The organism is Streptomyces sp. NPDC000134 (assembly GCF_042899225.1).
Taxonomy (GTDB): domain Bacteria; phylum Actinomycetota; class Actinomycetes; order Streptomycetales; family Streptomycetaceae; genus Streptomyces.
In genome coordinates, this window is record NZ_JBIAZN010000013.1 from 158,721 (window position 1) to 180,764 (window position 22,044).

The 22,044-nt window shown below is 72.4% G+C and carries 19 protein-coding genes; 17 read left to right on the top strand and 2 right to left on the bottom strand.

What is annotated here, in order from left to right; translation table 11 throughout:
- The first annotated feature begins 44 nt into the window (after positions 1-44).
- Positions 45-1,463, top strand: coding sequence for a sugar porter family MFS transporter (locus tag ACFY32_RS21105; RefSeq protein ID WP_359193530.1), 1,419 nt, complete (start codon positions 45-47; stop codon positions 1,461-1,463).
- Between the two features lie 310 nt (positions 1,464-1,773).
- On the top strand, positions 1,774-2,982 hold the full coding sequence (gene ftsY / locus ACFY32_RS21110; protein WP_359193527.1) for a signal recognition particle-docking protein FtsY: 1,209 nt from the start codon (positions 1,774-1,776) through the stop codon (positions 2,980-2,982).
- Between the two features lie 155 nt (positions 2,983-3,137).
- Here ftsY and ACFY32_RS21115 read toward each other — a convergent pair whose 3' ends face one another.
- A complete protein-coding gene (locus ACFY32_RS21115) occupies positions 3,138-3,803 on the bottom strand; it encodes a bifunctional DNA primase/polymerase (protein ID WP_359193524.1) in 666 nt (221 codons plus the stop codon).
- 454 nt (positions 3,804-4,257) lie between these two features.
- On the opposite strand from ACFY32_RS21115, the gene ACFY32_RS21120 reads away from it, so the two are divergent.
- The 6 genes from ACFY32_RS21120 (at position 4,258) to ftsH (ending at position 13,965) form a co-directional block, all read left to right on the top strand.
- Positions 4,258-5,742 carry a hypothetical protein gene (locus ACFY32_RS21120; RefSeq protein ID WP_359193521.1) on the top strand — a complete coding sequence of 495 codons (1,485 nt, stop codon included), beginning with the start codon at positions 4,258-4,260 and terminating at the stop codon, positions 5,740-5,742.
- Positions 5,743-6,054: 312 nt separating this feature from the next.
- Positions 6,055-7,395, top strand: a complete 1,341-nt coding sequence (locus tag ACFY32_RS21125) for an ammonium transporter (RefSeq protein ID WP_359193519.1) — start codon at positions 6,055-6,057, stop codon at positions 7,393-7,395.
- Positions 7,392-7,730: a P-II family nitrogen regulator gene (locus tag ACFY32_RS21130; protein WP_359193516.1), complete on the top strand. Its 339-nt coding sequence runs from the start codon at positions 7,392-7,394 to the stop codon at positions 7,728-7,730. The genes ACFY32_RS21125 and ACFY32_RS21130 overlap by 4 nt, the downstream gene beginning before the upstream one ends.
- 25 nt (positions 7,731-7,755) lie before the next feature.
- A complete protein-coding gene (locus ACFY32_RS21135; protein WP_359193513.1) occupies positions 7,756-10,209 on the top strand; it encodes a [protein-PII] uridylyltransferase in 2,454 nt (817 codons plus the stop codon).
- A 112-nt stretch (positions 10,210-10,321) separates the two neighbouring features.
- Positions 10,322-11,872, top strand: coding sequence for a signal recognition particle protein (gene ffh / locus ACFY32_RS21140; RefSeq protein ID WP_359193510.1), 1,551 nt, complete (start codon positions 10,322-10,324; stop codon positions 11,870-11,872).
- A gap of 146 nt (positions 11,873-12,018) precedes the next feature.
- Positions 12,019-13,965 (top strand): ATP-dependent zinc metalloprotease FtsH, encoded by a 1,947-nt coding sequence (ftsH, locus tag ACFY32_RS21145; RefSeq protein WP_390674943.1) that lies wholly within the window; start codon positions 12,019-12,021, stop codon positions 13,963-13,965.
- A 34-nt stretch (positions 13,966-13,999) separates the two neighbouring features.
- Here the strand turns inward: ftsH and ACFY32_RS21150 are convergent, their stop codons facing one another.
- On the bottom strand, positions 14,000-14,860 hold the full coding sequence (locus tag ACFY32_RS21150; RefSeq protein WP_359193505.1) for an SAM-dependent methyltransferase: 861 nt from the start codon (positions 14,858-14,860) through the stop codon (positions 14,000-14,002).
- 867 nt (positions 14,861-15,727) lie between these two features.
- Here ACFY32_RS21150 and ACFY32_RS21155 point away from each other — a divergent pair.
- The 9 genes from ACFY32_RS21155 to lepB (ACFY32_RS21195) all read left to right on the top strand — a co-directional run bounded on the left by ACFY32_RS21155 (position 15,728) and on the right by lepB (ACFY32_RS21195) (position 21,967).
- Positions 15,728-16,324: a hypothetical protein gene (locus ACFY32_RS21155; protein WP_359193503.1), complete on the top strand. Its 597-nt coding sequence runs from the start codon at positions 15,728-15,730 to the stop codon at positions 16,322-16,324.
- Positions 16,325-16,496: 172 nt separating this feature from the next.
- A complete protein-coding gene (gene rpsP / locus ACFY32_RS21160) occupies positions 16,497-16,916 on the top strand; it encodes a 30S ribosomal protein S16 (protein ID WP_359193500.1) in 420 nt (139 codons plus the stop codon).
- Between the two features lie 2 nt (positions 16,917-16,918).
- A complete protein-coding gene (locus ACFY32_RS21165; protein ID WP_030612780.1) occupies positions 16,919-17,158 on the top strand; it encodes an RNA-binding protein in 240 nt (79 codons plus the stop codon).
- An 84-nt stretch (positions 17,159-17,242) separates the two neighbouring features.
- Entirely contained in the window at positions 17,243-17,788 is a 546-nt protein-coding gene (rimM, locus tag ACFY32_RS21170) for a ribosome maturation factor RimM (protein ID WP_359193497.1), read from the top strand.
- Positions 17,788-18,621 carry a tRNA (guanosine(37)-N1)-methyltransferase TrmD gene (trmD, locus tag ACFY32_RS21175; RefSeq protein WP_359193495.1) on the top strand — a complete coding sequence of 278 codons (834 nt, stop codon included), beginning with the start codon at positions 17,788-17,790 and terminating at the stop codon, positions 18,619-18,621. The genes rimM and trmD overlap by 1 nt, the downstream gene beginning before the upstream one ends.
- Positions 18,622-18,754: 133 nt before the next feature.
- Positions 18,755-19,105: a 50S ribosomal protein L19 gene (gene rplS, locus ACFY32_RS21180; RefSeq protein ID WP_359193492.1), complete on the top strand. Its 351-nt coding sequence runs from the start codon at positions 18,755-18,757 to the stop codon at positions 19,103-19,105.
- Positions 19,106-19,151: 46 nt separating this feature from the next.
- Positions 19,152-19,901: a signal peptidase I gene (lepB, locus tag ACFY32_RS21185; RefSeq protein ID WP_359193489.1), complete on the top strand. Its 750-nt coding sequence runs from the start codon at positions 19,152-19,154 to the stop codon at positions 19,899-19,901.
- Positions 19,894-20,979 (top strand): signal peptidase I, encoded by a 1,086-nt coding sequence (lepB, locus tag ACFY32_RS21190; protein ID WP_390674944.1) that lies wholly within the window; start codon positions 19,894-19,896, stop codon positions 20,977-20,979. The genes lepB (ACFY32_RS21185) and lepB (ACFY32_RS21190) overlap by 8 nt, the downstream gene beginning before the upstream one ends.
- Positions 20,867-21,967, top strand: coding sequence for a signal peptidase I (gene lepB, locus ACFY32_RS21195; RefSeq protein ID WP_390674945.1), 1,101 nt, complete (start codon positions 20,867-20,869; stop codon positions 21,965-21,967). Before lepB (ACFY32_RS21190) ends, lepB (ACFY32_RS21195) begins: the two co-directional genes overlap by 113 nt.
- Positions 21,968-22,044 lie beyond the last annotated feature (77 nt).

Here is a 22,044-nt window from a genome sequence, read left to right on the forward strand (position 1 = left end):
AGGCGAACTACCCGGCAGCGTTGCCGGTGGCCCGAGGAGTACACGTGACCAGCACTGCTGAGGCACCCAAGTCAGGAGCCAGAACGGCTCATCCCGATCATCTCGGGCACGTCATCTTCATCGCGGCGGCGGCCGCGATGGGCGGTTTCCTCTTCGGCTACGACAGCTCCGTCATCAACGGCGCCGTCGAGGCCATCCGGGACCGCTACGACGTCGGTTCCGCGGTATTGGCCCAGGTCATCGCGATCGCGCTGATCGGCTGTGCCATCGGCGCGGCGACCGCCGGCCGGATCGCCGACCGCATCGGCCGCATCCGCTGCATGCAGATCGCCGCCGTTCTCTTCACCGTCAGCGCCATCGGCTCGGCCCTGCCCTTCGCGCTGTGGGACCTCGCCATGTGGCGTGTCATCGGCGGTTTCGCCATCGGCATGGCCTCGGTCATCGGCCCCGCCTACATCGCCGAGGTCTCCCCGCCCGCCTACCGCGGCCGGCTCGGCTCCTTCCAGCAGGCCGCGATCGTCGTCGGCATCGCCGTGTCCCAGTTGGTCAACTGGGGCCTGCTGAACGCCGCCGACGGCGACCAGCGCGGCAAGATCATGGGCCTGGAAGCCTGGCAGGTCATGCTCGGCGTCATGGTCGTCCCGGCCATCCTCTACGGGCTGCTCTCCTTCGCCATCCCCGAGTCCCCGCGCTTCCTGATCTCCATCGGCAAGCACGACCGCGCCCGCCAGATCCTCGAAGAGGTCGAGGGCAACAAGATCGACCTCGACGCCCGCGTCACCGAGATCGAGACGGCGATGCACCGCGAGGAGAAGTCCAGCTTCAAGGACCTGCTCGGCGGCGGCTTCTTCTTCAAGCCGATCGTCTGGATCGGCATCGGCCTGTCGGTGTTCCAGCAGTTCGTCGGCATCAACGTCGCGTTCTACTACTCCTCGACGCTGTGGCAGTCGGTCGGCGTCGACCCGACGGACTCCTTCCTCTACTCGTTCACCACGTCGATCATCAACATCATCGGCACCGTGATCGCGATGATCTTCGTGGACCGGGTCGGCCGCAAGCCGCTCGCCATCATCGGCTCGGTCGGCATGGTCATCGGCCTGGCGCTGGAGGCCTGGGCGTTCTCCGCCCACCTCGTCGACGGCAAGCTGCCCACCACCCAGGGCTGGGTCGCGCTGATCGCCGCCCACATGTTCGTCCTCTTCTTCGCCCTGTCCTGGGGTGTCATCGTCTGGGTCTTCCTCGGCGAGATGTTCCCCAACCGGCTGCGCGCCGCCGCGCTCGGCGTGGCCGCGTCCGCGCAGTGGATCGCCAACTGGGCCATCACCGCGAGCTTCCCGTCGCTGGCCGACTGGAACCTCTCCGGCACCTACGTGATCTACACGATCTTCGCCGCGCTCTCCATCCCGTTCGTCCTGAAGTTCGTGAAGGAGACGAAGGGCAAGGCCCTGGAGGAGATGGGCTGAGCCTCCGCCCCGCGGAGGCACCCGAACTCGAGGAGCCGGGCCAAGTCCCCGCTGCCCGCTCCTCGACACCCCCGGCGTACTGCCCGGCTCGCCCGACGAGCCGGGCAGTACGTCTCTCCGCCGCCACCCGGGCGGGTCCGCCCAGGTCGCGGGGGCCCCGGGCGTCCGCGTCCCAGGCCGTCCCGGCGATCGTCTCCGGCGTCCCGGCCCTCCGCCCCCGGGCTCGTGCCGCCCGTCGCGCGGCTCCCGTCCTCCGGCGGACACCGCGAACGGGGTGTGCCGACGGCTCATGACTGATACTGGACGGGTTATGGACATCCTCATCCTTGCTGTAGTCATCGCCGTGGTCGTGATCGGCGCGCTCGGCGGGCTCGTCGTCGGCAGTCGCCGCAAGAAGCACCTGCCCCCGCCGCCGCCCTCCGCGCCCGACATCACCGCCCCTCCGGCCGAGCCGCACGTCGGCGACGAGGCCGAGACGCCGCGCGACGAAACGCGCCGGACGATAGAGGAGGTCGACCTCCCGGACGGTGGCACCGTCACGGCCGAGGAACCGCCCGTCGTCGAAGAGCTCCAGGTGCCTCCTCTGGAGGTCCCCGAGCCCACCGCCGGCCGGCTGGTCCGGCTCCGCGCCCGCCTCTCCCGTTCGCAGAACGCGCTCGGCAAGGGCCTGCTCACGCTGCTCTCCCGGGAGCACCTCGACGAGGACACCTGGGAGGAGATCGAGGACACCCTGCTCACCGCCGACGTCGGCGTGCAGCCCACCCAGGAACTGGTCGAACGGCTGCGCGAGCGCGTCCGGGTGCTCGGTACCCGCACCCCCGAGGAGCTGCGGGGGCTGCTGCGCGAGGAGCTGATCACGCTGCTCGGCCCCGAGCTGGACCGCGAGGTCAAGACCGAGCCCGCCACCAGCAAGCCCGGCATCGTCATGGTCGTCGGCGTCAACGGCACCGGCAAGACCACCACCACCGGCAAGCTCGCCCGGGTCCTGGTCGCCGACGGCCGCAGCGTGGTGCTGGGCGCCGCCGACACCTTCCGGGCCGCCGCCGCCGACCAGTTGCAGACCTGGGGCGAGCGGGTCGGCGCCCACACCGTGCGCGGCCCCGAGGGCGGCGACCCGGCCTCCGTCGCCTTCGACGCGGTCAAGGAGGGCAAGGAGATCGGCGCGGACGTCGTCCTCATCGACACCGCCGGCCGGCTGCACACCAAGACCGGCCTCATGGACGAGCTGGGCAAGGTCAAGCGCGTGGTGGAGAAGCACGCCCCGCTCGACGAGGTACTGCTCGTGCTCGACGCCACCACCGGCCAGAACGGTCTGATCCAGGCCCGGGTCTTCGCCGAGGTCGTCGACATCACCGGCATCGTGCTGACCAAGCTGGACGGCACCGCCAAGGGCGGCATCGTGGTCGCCGTCCAGCGCGAGCTGGGGGTGCCGGTCAAGCTGATCGGCCTCGGCGAGGGCGCGGACGACCTGGCGCCGTTCGAACCGGGGGCGTTCGTGGACGCGCTGATCGGCGACTGACGCCGGCTCCCGCGCGCACGGAGCGGCGCCCGCCCCCTCGGGGGACGGGCGCCGCTCCGTTCTCACCGGCGGGTGCGAGGCCGTCTCCCGGGCGGGTGTCCCGCCGGGCCGGGCCGGCGGAGGCGGCGACGCCCGCGTCCGCCGGGGGACCACCGCTACGCCCGTGACCGATGCGCCACGTACGCCAGCGTGCCCAGCAGCAGCCGGGGCACCGGAGGCCGCGCCGCCGCGTCGAGGGTCGGCGGGCGCAGCCAGCGGACCGGTCCCCGGCCGCCGCGGTCGGAGGGCGGGGCGGTGATGTACGTACCCGGGCCGAGACCGCGCAGGTCGAGGGTGGACGGGAGGTCCCAGCCCATCCGGTACAGCGACGGGGACAGCTCGGCGGCGGTGCCCGGGGCGGCGAAGAAGTGGGCGCGGCCCTCGGGCGTCACCGTCACCGGCCCGACCGGCAGGCCCATCCGCTCCAGTCTGGCCAGCGCCCGGCGCCCGGCCGGCTCCGCCACCTCGATCACGTCGAAGGCCCTGCCGACCGGCAGCATCACCGCGGCCCCCGGGAACGCGCCCCACGCCTCGGCCACCCGGTCCAGCTTGGACCCGGCGGGGATCTCCGGTGCGAAGTCCAGCGGATGCGCGCCCGGCGCCGGGCAGTCCCGGTGCCCGCAGGAGCACGCCCCGCCGGCGGTCCGGGCGCCCGGCACCACGTCCCAGCCCCACAGCCCGGTGTACTCGGCCACGGCCGTGCACTCCGGGGAGCGACCGCGGCGGCGCGCACCGGACCTGAGCTCGCGCATGCCCCGACTGCTGCCGATCGTGAAGCCCATGCCCCCTCCAACGGGTCGACGCACCGGCGGTGACGCTGCGGACGTGCGGCGTGACGCTCCGTGCTCCCATGTACTCCCCCTCCCCAGTGCCGCGCGTTTCAGACGGCGCCAGGAAGCATCCCGGGTGGTGCGGCGGACGGCGCACGCCCCAGTGCGCACCACTGCAACGACTCCTACACGGGTCGTGCCAAGTGAATCGCGGAGTCGCCACCGTGCGTTCATGCGAAGGGGTGGCGAATGGTGGCGTTTGGGGAACCGCCATGGCTGGACGGGTGATCGTGGGATTACTCTGCGTGCATGAGGTCATTGGGCACATGCGCCCGTGACTATGCCGGAGGCAATTCGGCTTTCCGTTCGACGGGTGATAAATGCCGGACGGGCAGCCGCGGCCGCCGGAATTCTGATAGGGCTTGGCCCACCCGGCGACAGCGGCAGTGAGAATGGGGGCGTTCCAGTGAGCGGCACCGGAGGCGGCGGAGCGGGCGCGGGCAGCGCCCCGCACCCCGAGAAGCGTCCCAACGAGCTGCTCACCTCGTGGTTCGTGCGCAGCGGCTGGTCCAAGGGCGAGCTGGCCCGGCAGGTCAACCGCCGCGCCCGCCAGTTGGGCGCCAACCACATCTCCACCGACACCTCCCGGGTGCGCCGCTGGCTGGACGGCGAGAACCCGCGCGAGCCGATCCCGCGCATCCTGTCCGAGCTGTTCTCCGAGCGCTTCGGCGTCGTCGTCCCGGTCGAGGACCTCGGCCTGCGCACCGGCCGCCCCGTGCCCTCCGCCACCGGCGTCGACCTGCCGTGGACGGCCCCGCAGACCGTGGCCCTGCTCAGCGAGTTCTCGCGCAGCGACCTGATGCTGGCCCGGCGCGGCTTCCTCGGCACCTCGCTGGCCCTCTCCGCCGGCCCCTCCCTCATCGAACCGATGCAGCGCTGGCTGGTCCCCTCCTCGACGGCCCTGGCCGCCGATCCCGAGCCGGTGCCCGCCACCCGCGCCCGGGGCCGCCTGTCCAAGCCCGAGCTGGACCTGCTGGAGACCACCACCGTGATGTTCCGCCGCTGGGACGCCCAGTGCGGCGGCGGCCTGCGCCGCAAGGCGGTCGTCGGCCAGCTCCACGAGGTCACCGACCTCCTCCAGGAACCCCAGCCGGGCCCCACCCGGGCCAAGCTGTTCAAGGTCGCCGCCGAGCTGGCCGAGCTGGCCGGCTGGATGTCGTACGACGTGGGGCTCCAGCCCACCGCGCAGAAGTACTTCGTCCTCGCCCTGCACGCCGCCAAGGAGGCCGGCGACCGGCCGCTCGGCTCCTATGTGCTCTCCAGCATGAGCCGCCAGATGATCCACCTCGGCCGGCCCGACGACGCCCTGGAGCTGATCCACCTCGCGCAGTACGGCAGCCGGGACTGCGCGAGCCCGCGCACCCAGGCGATGCTGTATGCGATGGAGGCCCGCGCCTACGCCAATATGGGACAGCCCGGCCGGTGCAAGCGGGCCGTGCGGATGGCCGAGGACACCTTCGCCGAGGCCGACGACTGGGACGAGCCCGACCCCGACTGGATTCGCTTCTTCTCCGAGGCCGAGCTGTACGGGGAGACCTCCCACTCCTTCCGCGACCTGGCCTACGTGGCAGGCCGCAGCCCCGCCTACGCCTCGCTCGCCGAGCCGCTGATGCGCAGCGCCGTGGAGCTTTTCGCCGACGACGACGAGCACCAGCGGTCGTACGCACTGAACCTGGTCGGCATGGCCACCGTGCACCTGCTGCGCAGGGAGCCCGAGCAGAGCGCCGGACTGGTCACCGAGGCCATGGGCATCGCCAGGAAGGTCCGCTCCGAACGCGTCAACACCCGCATCCGCAAGACGGTCGACACGGCCGTACGCGACTTCGGCGACCTCGCCGAGGTCGTCGACCTCACCGAACGCCTCGCCGTCGAGCTGCCCGAGACCGCCTGAGCGGTCCGGCCCCCACCGACCCCGGCCGCGGCCGGCCCTCCCGAACTGCCCGACTCGGCTCCCCCGTGCCAGGTCGTCGGAGGGTCACCGCGGCCGGTCCCGTTGGTTGCGGCACGATAACGATCGGGCGAGCCCGATTCCGGCGGTTCACCCACGCGTAACACGTACGGAGCCTTCGTCACGGCGGCGAAACAACGAGGGGCGCCCACCGAAACCGCGCTGCGCCAATCTCGTGGCGCATAACCGGCCCACCCCTCACAGCCCGCTCAGGCTTCGCCCGCACGGGGCCGTACCAACGACGAGGAGACGCCGATGGCATCAGCCATCACCCTTGCCGCAGAGACGCCCACGCTCTCTGCCGCCAACACAGGGTTCATGCTCATCTGTTCCGCCCTGGTGATGCTCATGACCCCCGGCCTGGCCTTCTTCTACGGAGGCATGGTCCGCGTCAAGAGCACCCTGAACATGCTGATGATGAGCTTCATCAGCCTCGGCATCGTCACCGTCCTGTGGGTGCTGTACGGCTTCTCCATGGCGTTCGGCACGGACTCCGGCTCCGTTGTCGGCTGGAACTCCGACTGGGTGGGCCTGAGCGACATCGGCCTGACCGAGCTGTGGGACGGCTACACCATCCCGGTCTTCGTCTTCCTCGTCTTCCAGCTCATGTTCGCGATCATCACGCCCGCCCTGATCAGCGGCGCCCTCGCGGACCGCGTGAAGTTCACCGCGTGGGCCCTCTTCATCGCCCTGTGGGCCACGATCGTGTACTTCCCGGTCGCCCACTGGGTCTGGGGCGCGGGCGGCTGGGCCTTCGAGCTGGGCGTGATCGACTTCGCGGGCGGTACGGCCGTGCACATCAACGCCGGTGCCGCGGCACTCGGCGTGATCCTCGTCATCGGCAAGCGGATCGGCTTCAAGAAGGACCCGATGCGCCCGCACAGCCTGCCGCTGGTCATGCTCGGCGCGGGCCTGCTGTGGTTCGGCTGGTTCGGCTTCAACGCCGGCTCCTGGCTCGGCAACGACGACGGCGTCGGCGCGCTGATGTTCGTCAACACCCAGGTCGCCACCGCCTCCGCCGTCCTCGGCTGGCTCGCCTACGAGAAGATCCGCCACGGCGCCTTCACCACGCTGGGCGCCGCCTCCGGCGCCGTCGCCGGCCTGGTCGCCGTCACCCCCTCCGGCGGCGCGGTCTCCCCGCTCGGCGCCATCGCCATCGGCGTCATCGCCGGTGTGCTGTGCGCCATGGCCGTGGGCCTGAAGTACCGCTTCGGTTACGACGACTCCCTCGACGTGGTCGGCGTCCACCTCGTCGGCGGCATCCTCGGCTCCCTCCTCATCGGCTTCTTCGCCACCGGCAAGGGCCAGTCCGACGTCGCGGGCCTCTTCTACGGCGGCGGCCTGGACCAGTTCTGGAAGCAGTGCGCCGGCGTCTTCGGCGTCCTCGCCTACTCCCTGGCGGTCTCCGCGCTCCTCGCCTTCCTGCTCGACCGGACCATCGGCATGCGGGTCTCCGAGGACGACGAGGTGGCCGGCATCGACCAGGCCGAGCACGCCGAGACCGCATACGACTTCAGCGGCGCCGGCGGTGGCGCCGCCCGGACCGCCGTGCCGACCCCCCTGGCCCAGGCCGAGAGCAAGAAGGTGGACGCATGAAGCTCATCACCGCCGTCGTCAAGCCGCACCGGCTGGACGAGATCAAGGAAGCCCTCCAGGCGTTCGGCGTCCACGGCCTGACCGTCACCGAGGCCAGCGGCTACGGCCGCCAGCGCGGCCACACCGAGGTCTACCGCGGCGCGGAGTACACCGTCGACCTCGTCCCCAAGATCCGCATCGAGGTGCTGGTCGAGGACGACGACGCCGAACAGCTCATCGAAGTCGTCGTCAAGGCCGCCCGGACCGGCAAGATCGGTGACGGCAAGGTCTGGGCCGTGCCGGTCGAGACGGCCGTCCGGGTCCGGACCGGCGAGCGCGGCCCGGACGCGCTCTGACACCGAAACGAACAGGAGTCGCTGGGTGACGAGTACGGACGTGGCGAACGAAGCAGAGGACTCGGGACCCAGCGGCTACGCGGCGGCCCGGCTGCGCCTCCTCACCGAGGGGGCGCGGTCCGGGCCACCGCGCCGCGCCGCCCTCGCCGAACTGACGGACGACTGGCTGGCCGGCCTCTTCGCCGCCGCCGCCGAGGGCCTCAGAGGCGTCTCCCTGGTCGCGGTCGGCGGCTACGGCCGCGCCGAACTGTCCCCCCGCAGCGACCTGGACCTGCTCCTGCTGCACGACGGCGGTGACGACAAGGCGGTCGCCGCCCTCGCCGACCGGCTCTGGTACCCCGTCTGGGACCTCGGCCTCGCCCTCGACCACTCGGTCCGTACGCCGGCGGAGGCCCGCCGGACGGCGGGCGAGGACCTCAAGGTCCACCTGGGCCTGCTCGACGCCCGCCACCTCGCCGGCGACCTCGGCCTCACCTCCGCCCTGCGCACCACCGTCCTCGCCGACTGGCGCAACCAGGCCCCCAAGCGCCTCCCCGAACTCCAGGAACTCTGCGCCGAACGCGCCGAACGCCAGGGCGAACTCCAGTACCTCCTCGAACCCGACCTCAAGGAGGCCCGCGGCGGCCTGCGCGACGCCACCGCCCTGCGCGCCGTCGCCGCCTCCTGGCTCGCCGACGCCCCCCGCGAGGGACTCGCCGACGCCCGCCGCCGCCTCCTCGACGTCCGCGACGCCCTCCACCTCGCCACCGGCCGCGCCACCGACCGGCTCGCCCTCCAGGAACAGGACCAGGTCGCCGCCGAACTCGGCCTGCTCGACGCCGACACCCTGCTGCGCCAGGTCTACGAGGCGGCCCGCACCGTCTCCTACGCCAGCGACGTCACCTGGCGCGAGGTCGGACGCGTCCTGCGGGCCCGGTCGGTACGGCCCCGGCTGCGCGCCATGCTCGGCGGCGCCAAACCCACCGCCGAACGCTCCCCGCTCGCCGAGGGCGTCGTCGAACAGGACGGCGAGGTGGTGCTCGCCCGCGCCGCGCGCCCCGACCGCGACCCCGTGCTCCCGCTGCGTGCCGCGGCCGCCGCCGCACAGGCCGGGCTCCCGCTCTCCCTGCACGCCGTACGGCGCCTTGCCGCCACCGCGCGCCCCCTGCCCGCGCCCTGGCCCGCCGAGGCCCGGGAGCAACTGGTGACCCTGCTCGGCTCCGGCCGCCCCACCGTCGAGGTCTGGGAGGCACTGGAGGCCGAAGGGCTGGTCACCCGGCTGCTGCCGGACTGGGAACGGGTGCGCTGCCGCCCCCAGCGCAACGCCGTGCACGTGTGGACCGTCGACCGGCACCTCATCGAGACGGCGGTCCGCGCCTCCTCGTTCACCCGCCGGGTGCACCGCCCCGACCTGCTGCTCGTCGCCGCGCTGCTGCACGACATCGGCAAGGGGTGGCCCGGCGACCACTCGGTGGCCGGTGAGATCATCGCCAAGGACGTCGCCGCCCGCGTCGGCTTCGACCGCGCCGACGTCTCCGTCCTGGCCACCCTCGTCCGCCACCACCTGCTGCTGATCGAGACCGCCACCCGGCGCGACCTCGACGACCCCGCCACCGTGCGCGCGGTCGCCGACGCCGTCGGCACCCAGGGCACCCTGGAACTGCTGCACGCCCTCACCGAGGCCGACGCCCTGGCCACCGGGCCCGCCGCCTGGTCCTCCTGGCGCGGCTCGCTCGTCGCCGACCTGGTGAAACGGGTCTCGGCGGTGCTCTCCGGGGACCGCCCGGCGGACCCCGAGGCCGCCGCGCCCACCGCCGAGCAGGAACGGCTCGCCGTCGAGTCCTTCCGCACCGGCGGCCCGGTGCTCGCGCTGCGCGCCCAGACCGAGACCCCGGCGGAGCAGCCGGCCGAACCGGCGGCCGGGCAGGAACCCCTCGGCGTCGAACTGCTGATCGCCGTACCCGACCAGCCGGGGGTGCTCCCCGCGGTCGCCGGAGTGCTGGCCGTGCACCGGCTGACCGTACGCACCGCCGAACTGCGGTCGGTGCCGCTGCCGGACGCCGTCGAAGGCTCCGTCCTGCTCCTGGACTGGCGGGTCGCCGCCGAGTTCGGCTCGCTGCCGCAGGCCGCCCGGCTCCGCGCCGACCTGGTCCGCGCCCTCGACGGCTCCCTGGACATCGCCGCCCGCCTCGCCGAACGGGACGCCGCCTACCCCCGGCGCCGGGGCGTGGTCGCACCCCCGCCGCGCGTGACGGTCGCCCCGGCGGCGTCCCGCTCCGCCACGGTGATCGAGGTCCGCGCCCAGGACGCCCCCGGCCTGCTGTTCCGCATCGGCCGCGCCCTGGAGCAGGCAGGCGTACGCGTCCGCAGCGCCCATGTCTCCACGCTGGGCGCCAACGCGGTCGACGCCTTCTACGTCACCGGGCAGGCCGGCTCCCCCCTCCCGGGCGAGGAGGCGGCGACGGTGGCGAGGGCACTGGAGGAGACGCTGCGGGGGTGAGCGCCCCGTCCCCGCCCGCTCCCTCTTCCCGTGGGCGGGGACTTTTCTCTTGCCAGGCCGGATACCCTGGAGGGCAGCCCAAACGCCCCCGACTCCGAGGACCTACGCCGCCGTGTTCGATACCCTCTCCGATCGCCTCTCAGCGACTTTCAAGAACCTGCGCGGCAAGGGGCGGCTGTCCGAAGCGGACATCGACGCCACGGCCCGCGAGATCCGCATCGCCCTCCTCGAAGCCGACGTGGCCCTCCCCGTCGTCCGCGCGTTCATCAAGAGCGTCAAGGAGCGCGCCCTCGGGGCCGAGGTCTCCAAGGCACTCAACCCCGCCCAGCAGATCATCAAGATCGTCAACGATGAGCTGATCAAGATCCTGGGCGGCGAGACCCGCCGGCTGCGCTTCGCCAAGAACCCGCCGACCGTGATCATGCTGGCCGGTCTCCAGGGTGCCGGCAAGACCACCCTCGCGGGCAAGCTCGGCCGGTGGCTCAAGGAGCAGGGCCACTCGCCGATCCTGGTCGCCGCCGACCTCCAGCGCCCCAACGCGGTCAACCAGCTCAGCGTCGTCGCCGAGCGGGCCTCCGTCGCCGTCTACGCCCCCGAACCGGGCAACGGCGTGGGCGACCCGGTCAAGGTCGCCAAGGACTCCATCGAGTACGCGAAGTCCAAGGTCCACGACATCGTCATCGTGGACACCGCCGGCCGCCTCGGCATCGACGCCGAGCTGATGCAGCAGGCCGCGGACATCCGCGACGCCGTCTCGCCCGACGAGATCCTCTTCGTCGTGGACGCGATGATCGGCCAGGACGCGGTCAACACCGCCGAGGCGTTCCGCGACGGCGTCGGCTTCGACGGTGTCGTCCTGTCCAAGCTCGACGGCGACGCCCGCGGCGGTGCCGCCCTGTCGATCGCGTCCGTGACCGGCAAGCCGATCATGTTCGCGTCCAACGGCGAGAAGCTGGAGGACTTCGACGCCTTCCACCCGGACCGGATGGCCTCCCGCATCCTCGACATGGGTGACCTGCTCACCCTGATCGAGCAGGCGGAGAAGACGTTCAGTCAGGAAGAGGCCGAGAAGATGGCCTCCAAGCTGGCGTCCAAGAAGGGCCAGGACTTCACCCTGGACGACTTCCTGGCCCAGATGGAGCAGGTCAGGAAGATGGGCAGCATCTCCAAGCTGCTCGGCATGCTGCCCGGCATGGGCCAGATCAAGGACCAGATCAACAACCTCGACGAGCGGGACGTTGACCGCACCGCCGCGATCATCAAGTCGATGACCCCGGGCGAGCGCCAGGACCCGACGATCATCAACGGCTCGCGCCGCGCCCGTATCGCCAAGGGTTCCGGCGTCGAGGTCAGCGCGGTGAAGAACCTGGTCGAGCGGTTCTTCGAGGCCCGCAAGATGATGTCCCGGATGGCCCAGGGCGGCGGAATGCCCGGGATGCCGGGGCTGCCGGGCATGGGGGGCGGTCCGGGCCGGCAGAAGAAGCAGCAGAAGAAGGCCAAGGGCAAGCAGCGCTCCGGCAACCCGATGAAGCGCAAGCAGCAGGAGCAGGAGGAGGCCGCCCGCCGCGCCGCCGCCGCTCAGGCCGGCGGCGCGCTCGGGCTGCCGCAGCAGGGCGGCCAGGACTTCGAGCTGCCGGACGAGTTCAAGAAGTTCATGGGCTGACGGTTTCCTCGTCGGCCTGTCGACAGTCGCGTACGCCGGCAGGCCGGTACCTCGGTACGGCACTGGGGGCGCCCTCCCGCTGGGGGGGCGCCCCCACTGCCGTATACGCGCGGGCGTGCGCGCCCTTCCTGTCGTAACGTCCCGGTATGACCAATCCCTCCCCGCCGCGCAAGGCGCCCGAGCCGCCCTGGCGTACCGAGGGCACGCCCGAGGAGCCGCCGGAACCGGCGCCGGGCGGGCGGCGCAGGCGCGGCAATTGGTGGAGCCTGGTGCTGACCGCGCTGGTCGTGTACCTCCTCGCCAACCTGGTGCTGTCCTTCTTCGACGGGGGCGACGAGCCGACCATCTCCTACACGGAGTTCAGCAAGCAGGTCGACGAGGGCAACGTCAGCAAGATCTACGCCAAGGGCGACGCCATCCAGGGCCAGCTCAGGAAGGCCCGGGACAAGCCCGGGGGCGACGGGACGTACACCAAGTTCCAGACCGAGCGGCCGACCTTCGCCGACGACCGGCTCTGGGAGGACCTCACCCGGAACCGTGTCACCGTCACGGCCGAACCCGTCGTCCAGCACCGCGGCTTCCTCGCCAACCTGCTGATCTCGCTGGCGCCGATGCTGCTCCTGGTCGTCCTGTGGGTGGTCGTCGCGCGGCGGATGAGGGGCGCCCTGGGCGGCGGCGCGGGCGGCATGCTGGGCCGCAAGGCGCCGCCCAAGCCGGTCGAGCTGGAGCCGGGCCGCGGGCGCACCACCTTCGCGGACGTGGCCGGTATCGACGAGGTGGAGGGCGAGCTGAGCGATGTGGTCGACTTCCTGAAGAACCCCGGCGCCTATCGCAGGATGGGCGCCAAGATGCCGCGCGGCGTCCTGCTGTCCGGCCCGCCCGGCACCGGGAAGACGCTGCTCGCGCGGGCGGTGGCGGGGGAGGCGGGGGTGCCGTTCTTCTCGGCGTCGGCGTCGGAGTTCATCGAGATGATCGTCGGCGTGGGCGCCTCCCGGGTGCGGGAGCTGTTCGCCGAGGCCCGCAAGGTGGCGCCGTCGATCATCTTCATCGACGAGATCGACACCATCGGCCGGGCACGCGGCGGCGGCGCCGGGATGGGCGGCCACGACGAGCGCGAGCAGACGCTGAACCAGATCCTGACCGAGATGGACGGCTTCTCCGGCTCGGAGGGCGTCGTCGTCATCGCCGCCACCAACCGCGCCGACATCCTCGATCCGGCCCTGACCCGCCCCGGACGCTTCGACCGGGTGGTCACCGTCTCGCCGCCCGACCGGGACGGCCGGGCGGCCATCCTGCGCATCCACACCCGCGAGATCCCGCTCGCCGACGACGTGGACCTGGAGCGGGTCGCCCGGACCACCCCCGGCATGACCGGCGCGGAACTGGCCAACCTGGCCAACGAGGCCGCCCTCCTCGCCGTCAAGCGGCGGCAGGACCGGGTGACGGCGGCCGACCTGTCGGACGCGCTGGAGAAGGTCCAGCTCGGTGCCGAACGCCCCCTGGTGATGCCCGAGGAGGAGCGCCGCCGCACCGCCTACCACGAGAGCGGGCACGCCCTGCTGGGGATGCTCCAGCCGGGCGCCGACCCGGTCCGCAAGATCACCATCGTGCCGCGCGGGCGGGCGCTCGGGGTGACGCTGTCGACGCCGGACGCGGACAAGTACGCGTACACCGAGGAGTACCTGCGCGGGCGGATCATCGGCGCGCTCGGCGGCATGGCGGCCGAACAGGTGGTCTACGGGGTGATCACGACGGGGTCGGAGAGCGACCTCGAACAGGTCACCCGGATCGCGCGGGGCATGGTCGCCCGCTGGGGGATGAGCGAACAGGTGGGCCGCCTGTCCGCGCTGCCCAACGACGCCCAGCAGGCGTACGGGCTGGCCGCCGCCCCCGGGACACTGGACGCCATCGACGGCGAGATGCGCCGGGTCGTCGACGCCTGCTACGACGAGGCGTGCCGCAAGCTGCGCGACCACCTGGAACGCCTGGACGCCCTCGCCGAGGCGCTGCTGGCGAACGAGACGCTGGAGGAGGCGGAGGCGTACCGCATCGCCGGCATCTCCCGGCTGCGCAAGGACACCCGGGAGACCTGACGGCGGCCCGCCCACGGGGCCGGGAACGGCAGTGTCAGGGCGTGCGCGCGATCAGGTAGCGGAAGACGTTCGGCATCCACACGGTGCCGTCGCGCCGCCGGTACGGGTGGAGCGCCTCGGTCAGTTCCTTGTCGACCTGGGCCCGGTCGGTCGCGGCGACCGCCGGGTCGAACAGCCCGGTGGACAGCAGCCCGCGCAGCGCGCTGTCGGTGTCGGCGTACCCGAAGGGGCAGGCCACCCGGCCCGAGCCGTCCGGCCTCAGCCCGGCCCGGTGCGCGACCTCCTCCAGGTCGTCGCGGTGGGCGGGGCGCCAACCGTGGGCGCCGCGCAGCGGGTCGGCGAGTTCGGTGGCCACCCGCAGCACGGAGGTGGTGGCGCAGCGCTCCGGCGGGCCCCAGCCGGCCAGCACCACGGGCGCCCCGCGCTCGGCGAGCGGGGCCGCCTGCGCCATCAGCCGGCCCAGGCCCTCCGAGTCGCCCGCCAGGCAGCCGATGGGCTCCAGGGCGGTCACCAGGCCGAAGGCCGGCCGCCCCGGCTCCCGGGCGTCGCCGGGCGCGCCCTCGACGATCCGGGCGTCCGCACGCACGCGCGTGCCGTACGGTCCGTCCGGCAGCAGGCGTTCGCGGGCGAGCGCCAGCTTCTCCGGGGAGCCCGAGTCCACGCCGGTCACCGCCGCGCCCCGGGAGGCGGCCATCAGCAGGGCCAGTCCCGAGCCGCATCCCAGACCCAGCAGCCGGGTACCGCTGCCCACGTCGAGTCGCTCGTAGACGGCCTCGTAGAGCGGTACGAGCATCCGCTCCTGGATCTCCGACCAGTCACGCGCGCGTGCCCGCCGGTCCACGTGGGGAGCCGCCCCCGCGTGGGGCGGGTGCCGGCGCACGAGCGTAGGTGTCATAGGAAAGCGCCCCAATCGCCGAGAGTTTCCGCCTGCCGGTTCCGTCGCCCCCGTGAGTCGCGCTCGCACTCCCCCCGTATGCCAGGAAACTCCGGGCTCGCCGTGTCGTCCAGTGGTAGAGGGGCCCGGTTCGTCCGATCCCGGCGGATGTGGCGAGATTTCACACGACGGCAACCTGAGCCGCACAATTGAGCCCGCTAAAGACCCCTGTTCGAATGATTTCCCTCCACGCGCGTGGAGGGTGGCCTGATCGGGCCGCACGGTGATGACAGCGGGTCGCGGGCGCCGCCGCGGCCCGCGCCGGTACGGGCGGCCGTCCCCGGGGCCGGGGCGGCGAGGCGGTTCCGGCCAAGGTCCGCGAGCCGGGCGACCGGCTCACCGCGGCGGGGTCCACGCGCGGACCGGCGACCGCCCGGCCGTCCCCTTCGGGCGGTGGGCGGCCCGCACCCGCGAGCTGCCGTCGCGGGCGGGCGCCGCCCGGGGGCGAACGGCCAGGTCGGACCGGCCGGGCCCGCGTCACCGTACGGCGGCCGGTCGCCGAGGGCGGGCCGGTGCCGGAACGCGGGGACGCACCCGGTAACGTCGCCCTCGTCGCCCGCGCCCACCCGATGGCTTCTCAGCGCGCGAGAGCGACCGAAACGCCCCTTGCGCCCGCGCCCATCCCACCCGCGCCGGCGCGTGGACGGGGCCTACGCGCCGGCGCGTATCGCGGACTACGCACCACCTTGGTACGAGCTGTGAGGCTTCTCCGCAGATCAGCGCACCCGCCCTCGTCGGGACGCATCAGCGGAAACTGACGGCTACGAGCAAATTATTTGGGATGCCCCGGAATAGGAACACAGCGGCACCCCGGCTCGTTGGCGTTACGTGAGCACGACACCACCTGTTCTCGCCGCAGAGCTGGCGCAGGCGTGGGCCGACATTCAGCGGCACCACACCGAGCTGCCGGACCTTGCCGCCCCCGAGTCCCTGATCGGAGAATCGTCGTCCGCCTGCGGGCACGAACTCTCCTTCGAACGACTGCTCCATGAGGCAGTCCACGGCATCGCCGCCGCGCGTGGAGTACGCGACACCTCCCGCGCCGGCCGGTATCACAACCGCAGGTTCCTCGCGATCGCCGAGGAACTGGGCCTGGACCATCCCGAGGAACCGCATCCGAGCAGCGGCTTCTCCCTGGTCACGCTCAGTCCCGAGGCCAAGCGCCGCTACCGCCCGACGATCGAGCGCCTCCAGCGCGCCCTGAAGGCGCACACCGCGGCGACCGCGACCGACTCCGCCCGCACCTTCCGCGGCCCCGCCGCCCGCCACGGCTCCTCCGGCGGCGGCGTCCGCGTCAAGGCCGTCTGCGACTGCGGCCGCAACGTGCGGGTCGTCCCGTCCGTGCTGGCCCAGGCCCCGATCGTGTGCGGCGGCTGCGGGAAGCCGTTCCGTATCCCGGAGGTGGTGGGCGCGGCGGCGAGCTGACCGGCGGCCGGAAGCGGCCCCCGGGGTATGGCACAATGGCTAGCTGTACTCGACAGTCGCACAGGACCCCTCTCTCCTCCGGCTGACGCGTCCATCGGGCACTCGGGTACCGCAACCCCACGCGGCAGTCTCGCCGTGCCCAACCACGTCAAATCCAGGAGAACCCACTCCCGTGGCAGTCAAGATCAAGCTGAAGCGTCTGGGCAAGATCCGTTCGCCTCACTACCGCATCGTCGTCGCCGACTCCCGTACCCGTCGTGACGGTCGTGCGATCGAGGAGATCGGCAAGTACCACCCGACGTACAACCCGTCGGTCATGGAGGTCGACTCCGAGCGCGTGGCCTACTGGCTGAGCGTCGGCGCGCAGCCGACCGAGCCCGTGCTCGCGATCCTCAAGAAGACCGGCGACTGGCAGAAGTTCAAGGGCGAGCCCGCCCCGGCTCCGCTGCTCCAGCCGGCCGAGAAGTCGGGCCGCCCGTCCTTCGAGGCGCTCGTCGGCGACGACGAGGGCAAGGGTGAGGCCATCACCCCGAAGAAGAAGGCCGACAAGAAGGACGAGGCCGCGGCCGAGTCCGAGTCGACCGAGGCCTGAGCATGCTCGAGGAGGCTCTCGAGCACCTCGTGAAGGGCATCGTCGACAACCCTGACGATGTGCAGGTCGCCTCGCGCAACCTGCGCCGCGGACGCGTGCTCGAGGTCCGGGTCCACCCGGACGACCTCGGCAAGGTGATCGGCCGCAACGGCCGTACCGCCCGCGCGCTGCGCACCGTCGTCGGCGCCATCGGCGGCCGTGGTGTCCGTGTCGACCTGGTCGACGTGGACGACGTCCGCTGACGCTTCGCAGCACACCGGCTCGGGCCGGGGAAGGCCATCAGGGCCGTCCCCGGCCCGTAGTCGTATGACAGGAGAACGAACACAGTGGAGCTGGTAGTCGCACGCATCGGCCGCGCCCACGGCATCAAGGGCGAGGTCACCGTGGAGGTCCGCACCGACGAACCGGAGCTGCGGCTGGCCCCGGGCGCCGTCCTGGCCACGGACCCCGCCTCCGCCGGGCCGCTCACCATCGCCGCCGGCCGCGTCCACAGCGGCAGGCTGCTGCTGCGCTTCGAGGGCGTCCACGACCGCACCGGCGCCGAGGCCCTGCGCAACACCCTCCTGATCGCCGAGGTGGACCCGGAGGTGCTGCCCGAGGAGGAGGACGAGTACTACGACCACCAGTTGATCGACCTCGACGTGGTCACCGCCGACGGCACCGAGGTCGGCCGGATCACCGAGATCTCCCACCTGCCCACCCAGGACCTGTTCGTGGTGGAGCGGCCCGACGGCAGCGAGGTCTACGTGCCGTTCGTCTCGGAGATCGTCACCGAGATCGACCTGGAGGAGCAGCGGGCCGTCATCGACCCGCCGCCGGGACTGATCGACGACCGCGCGGAGATCGCCTCCGCCCGCGAGGACGCGTCCTGATGCGGCTCGACGTCGTCACGATCTTCCCCGAGTACCTGGAACCGCTGAACGTCTCCCTGGTCGGCAAGGCACGCGTGCGCGGACAGCTCGACGTGCACGTCCACGACCTGCGCGCCTGGACGTACGACCGGCACAACACGGTCGACGACACCCCCTACGGCGGCGGCCCCGGCATGGTCATGAAGACCGAGCCCTGGGGGGAGGCGCTGGACACCGTCCTGGCCGACGGCTACGAGACCGGTTCCCGCGCGCCCGCCCTCGTCGTGCCCACGCCCAGCGGCCGGCCCTTCACCCAGGAACTCGCCGTCCACCTCTCCGAACGCCCCTGGCTGATCTTCACGCCCGCCCGCTACGAGGGCATCGACCGCCGGGTCGTCGACGAGTACGCGACCCGTATCGACGTCTACGAGGTCTCCATCGGCGACTACGTGCTGGCGGGCGGCGAGGCGGCCGTCCTGGTCGTCACCGAGGCCGTGGCCCGGCTGCTGCCCGGCGTCCTCGGCAACGCCGAGTCGCACCGCGACGACTCCTTCGCGCCCGGCGCCATGGCGAACCTCCTGGAGGGGCCCGTCTACACCAAGCCCCCGCACTGGCGCGGGCACGGCATCCCGGACGTGCTGCTCAGCGGCCACCACGGCAGGATCGCCCGCTGGCGCCGCGACGAGGCCCTGCGGCGCACGACCGCCCACCGGCCCGATCTGATCGAGGGCTGCGACCCCAAGGCGTTCGACAAGAAGGACCGGGAGATGCTCTCCATCCTGGGCTGGGAACCGGACCCGGCGGGGGAGCCGTACGGCCGATTTTGGCGCAGGACGGACGGCGTGGAAGAATAGGCCGCTGTTGTGCGCCTGTCCGGTGTGCGCCCCTGCCACAGGGGGAGACGACGCCGCCCGACCGCACGACGCTCACCCACGAGAACCTAGTTTCCGTTGATGACCTGTGGCATCAGCGAGGAAAGCAGACGAAATGTCCCACCTGCTCGACACCGTCGACTCCGCGTCGCTGCGCACCGACATCCCGGCCTTCCGTCCGGGCGACACCGTCAACGTGCACGTCCGCGTCATCGAGGGCAACCGCTCCCGTGTGCAGCAGTTCAAGGGCGTGGTCATCCGCCGCCAGGGTTCCGGCGTGCGCGAGACCTTCACGGTCCGCAAGGTCTCCTTCTCCGTCGGCGTCGAGCGCACCTTCCCGGTGCACACCCCGATCGTGGAGAAGATCGAGCTGGTCACCCGCGGTGACGTCCGCCGCGCGAAGCTGTACTACCTCCGTGAGCTGCGCGGCAAGGCCGCGAAGATCAAGGAGAAGCGCGAGAGCTGAGTGTTCTTACGGTGTCCTTGCCGGGGCCGGATAGCATCTGGCCCCGATGGACACCGAAGCACAGCCGACGGAGCGCGACCGCTCCCCCCGCCCTTCCGGACCCGAGGACCCCTCGGAACCGGAGCGCCGGGAGGGACGGTCGCGTTTCGCGTTGGCGGACCGGATCGCCCCGTGGGTCCCGGGCGGGCGGATCACCCTCACCCTGCTGATCCTGCTGCTCTTCCTGCTGCTGCTCTCCACCTTCGTGCTCCAGCCCTTCCGCATACCCAGCGGCTCGATGGAACGCGGTCTGCGGATCGGCGACCGCGTGCTCGTGAACAAGTTGGCGTACCGTTTCGGTGCCCGGCCCGAGCGGGGCGACGTCGTCGTGTTCGACGGCACGGGGACCTTCGGGCAGGGCGACTACATCAAGCGCGTCGTCGGTGTGGGAGGGGACCATGTGGTCTGCTGCGACCAGGAGGGACGCGTCCAGGTGAACGGCCGGTCGGTCGACGAGTCGGCGTTCCTGTACCCGGGGGACACTCCCTCCGCGGTGAGGTTCGACGTCGTCGTGCCCGACGGGAAGCTGTTCGTCCTCGGCGACCACCGCGGCGACTCCAGCGACTCCCGCGACCACCTCGGCTCTCCCGGCGGCGGCATGGTCCCGGTGGACGACGTGGTCGGCCGCGCCGACTGGATCGTCTGGCCGTTCGGCCACGCCAGGTCGGGACTGGACCGTCCCGACGCCTACGAGCGCGTGCCCGCCGCTACGGCCGACGCGGACGGGCCGGGCGGGGCCGGGGGCGGCGATGGGTAGCCGCGGCAAGCCCCGGGGGGCGCCCGGCGGCCCCGCCGAGAACCTGCTGCCGACCGGCTCGCGCCGCGCGGGCGGTCCCTCCGGCGGCCGTTCCCGGGCGGAGCGGCGCAGGCTCCAGCGCAAGGTCAAGCGGCGGCGCCGGCGCGGCGCCGTCAAGGAGATACCCCTTCTCGTCGGGGTCGCCGTCCTGATAGCGCTCGTGCTGAAGACCTTCCTGGTGCAGGCGTTCGTGATCCCGTCGGGCTCCATGGAGCAGACGATCCGGATCGGCGACCGGGTGCTGGTCGACAAGCTCACCCCGTGGTTCGGGTCCCGGCCCGCACGCGGGGACGTCGTCGTCTTCCGCGACCCCGGCGGCTGGCTCCAGGGCGAGCGGACCGCCCCGGCGGACGACCCCGTCGTCGTCAAGCAGGTCAAGGAGGCGCTGACCTTCATCGGCCTGCTGCCCTCCGACGACGAGCAGGACCTCATCAAACGCGTGGTCGGCGTGGGCGGCGACCGGGTCAGGTGCTGTGACGCCCAGGGCCGGGTCACCGTCAACGGCGTCCCCCTCCAGGAGGACTACCTCTTCCCCGGCAACGCCCCCTCCACCACGCGCTTCGACGTCACCGTCCCCACGGGCCGGCTGTGGGTGATGGGCGACCACCGGGCCGACTCGGCGGACTCCCGCGCCCACCAGGAGGCCGACTTCGGTACGGTCTCCGAGGACGAGGTGGTCGGCCGCGCCATGATGATCGTGTGGCCCTTCGGCCACTGGAGCACCCTGAAGGAGCCGAAAACCTACGCGTCCGTCCCGGACGCGGGCTCCGAGCCGACCGCGGCCCCCGGCCCGTCGCATAGGGTTGCCCCCGACGAATCGAACGAATTGATCCAGCTCCCGACCCCTGCGGAACTCCCGCTCGTTATGGGAGTGGTGGGCCTGCGTCGGACATGGGGCAGGCGGCGGTACGGAGTAAGGAGTTGGCGTGGGGGATGTGGCGGTTGGCGCACGGTCCGGACACGGCGGCGAGGAGGACCGCGGACGCCCCGTGGAAGCGGCCCCCCCGGCCACGGACGGCGTTCCGGTCACCGGGAATGACTCCCCGGCGGCCGGCGACGGCGCGGTGACGGACGGGCGCGGCGACGGACGCGACAGGGTCGGCGGTCAGGGACCGGGCGGTACGGCGGACGGCGGCGGTACGCCGGGCTCCGGCGGTTCCTCCGGGCCGGGCGGTCCCGACGGGGCGCCGGGTCCCGGGGGGACGTCCAGTCCCGACGGCACCCCGCCGCCGAGGCCGGCCAAGAAGCAGCGCTCCTTCTGGAAGGAGTTGCCCCTGCTAATCGGCATCGCGCTGGTGCTGGCCCTGCTCATCAAGACGTTCCTGGTGCAGGCGTTCTCCATCCCCTCCGCGTCGATGCAGAACACCCTCACCGAGGGCGACCGGGTGCTGGTCGACAAGCTCACCCCGTGGTTCGGCTCCGAGCCCGACCGCGGCGAGGTCGTCGTCTTCCACGACCCCGACGACTGGCTGGCGGGCGAGCCGACGACCGACCCCAACGCCCTGCAGACCTTCCTGGGCTGGATCGGCCTGATGCCGTCCACGGAGGAGAAGGACCTCATCAAGCGGGTCGTCGGCGTCGGCGGCGACACCGTCGAGTGCGAGGGCACCGGCCCGCTCAAGGTCAACGGCAAGGCGCTGGAGGAGTCCTCGTACGTCTACGCGGGCAACACGCCGTGCAGCGACGACGACCAGGGCGGCCGGTTCAAGGTCAAGGTCCCCGAGGGCTACATCTGGGTCATGGGCGACCACCGGCAGAACTCCCGGGACTCCCGCTACAACCAGGGCGACGAGAACCACGGCATGGTCCCGGTGGACGAGGTCATCGGCCGCGCCATCGTGGTCGCCTGGCCCGTCAGCCACTGGGACACCCTGCCGGTGCCGGACACCTTCGACCAGGCGGGCCTCGACGCCCGCTCGTCGGCGGCCGGGGCCCTGTCGGCCGCACCCGAGGGCCTCGCCCTCGCGGGCGCCGTACCCCTGGTGCTGTGGCGCCGCAGGCGGGCCGCGGCGGAGCGGACGCGCTGAGGCGGGTCGTCGTCGCGCGGGCGGCGTGCTCGGCCGGGTCGTCGTCGCGCGGGCGGCGTGCTCGGCCGGGTCGTCGT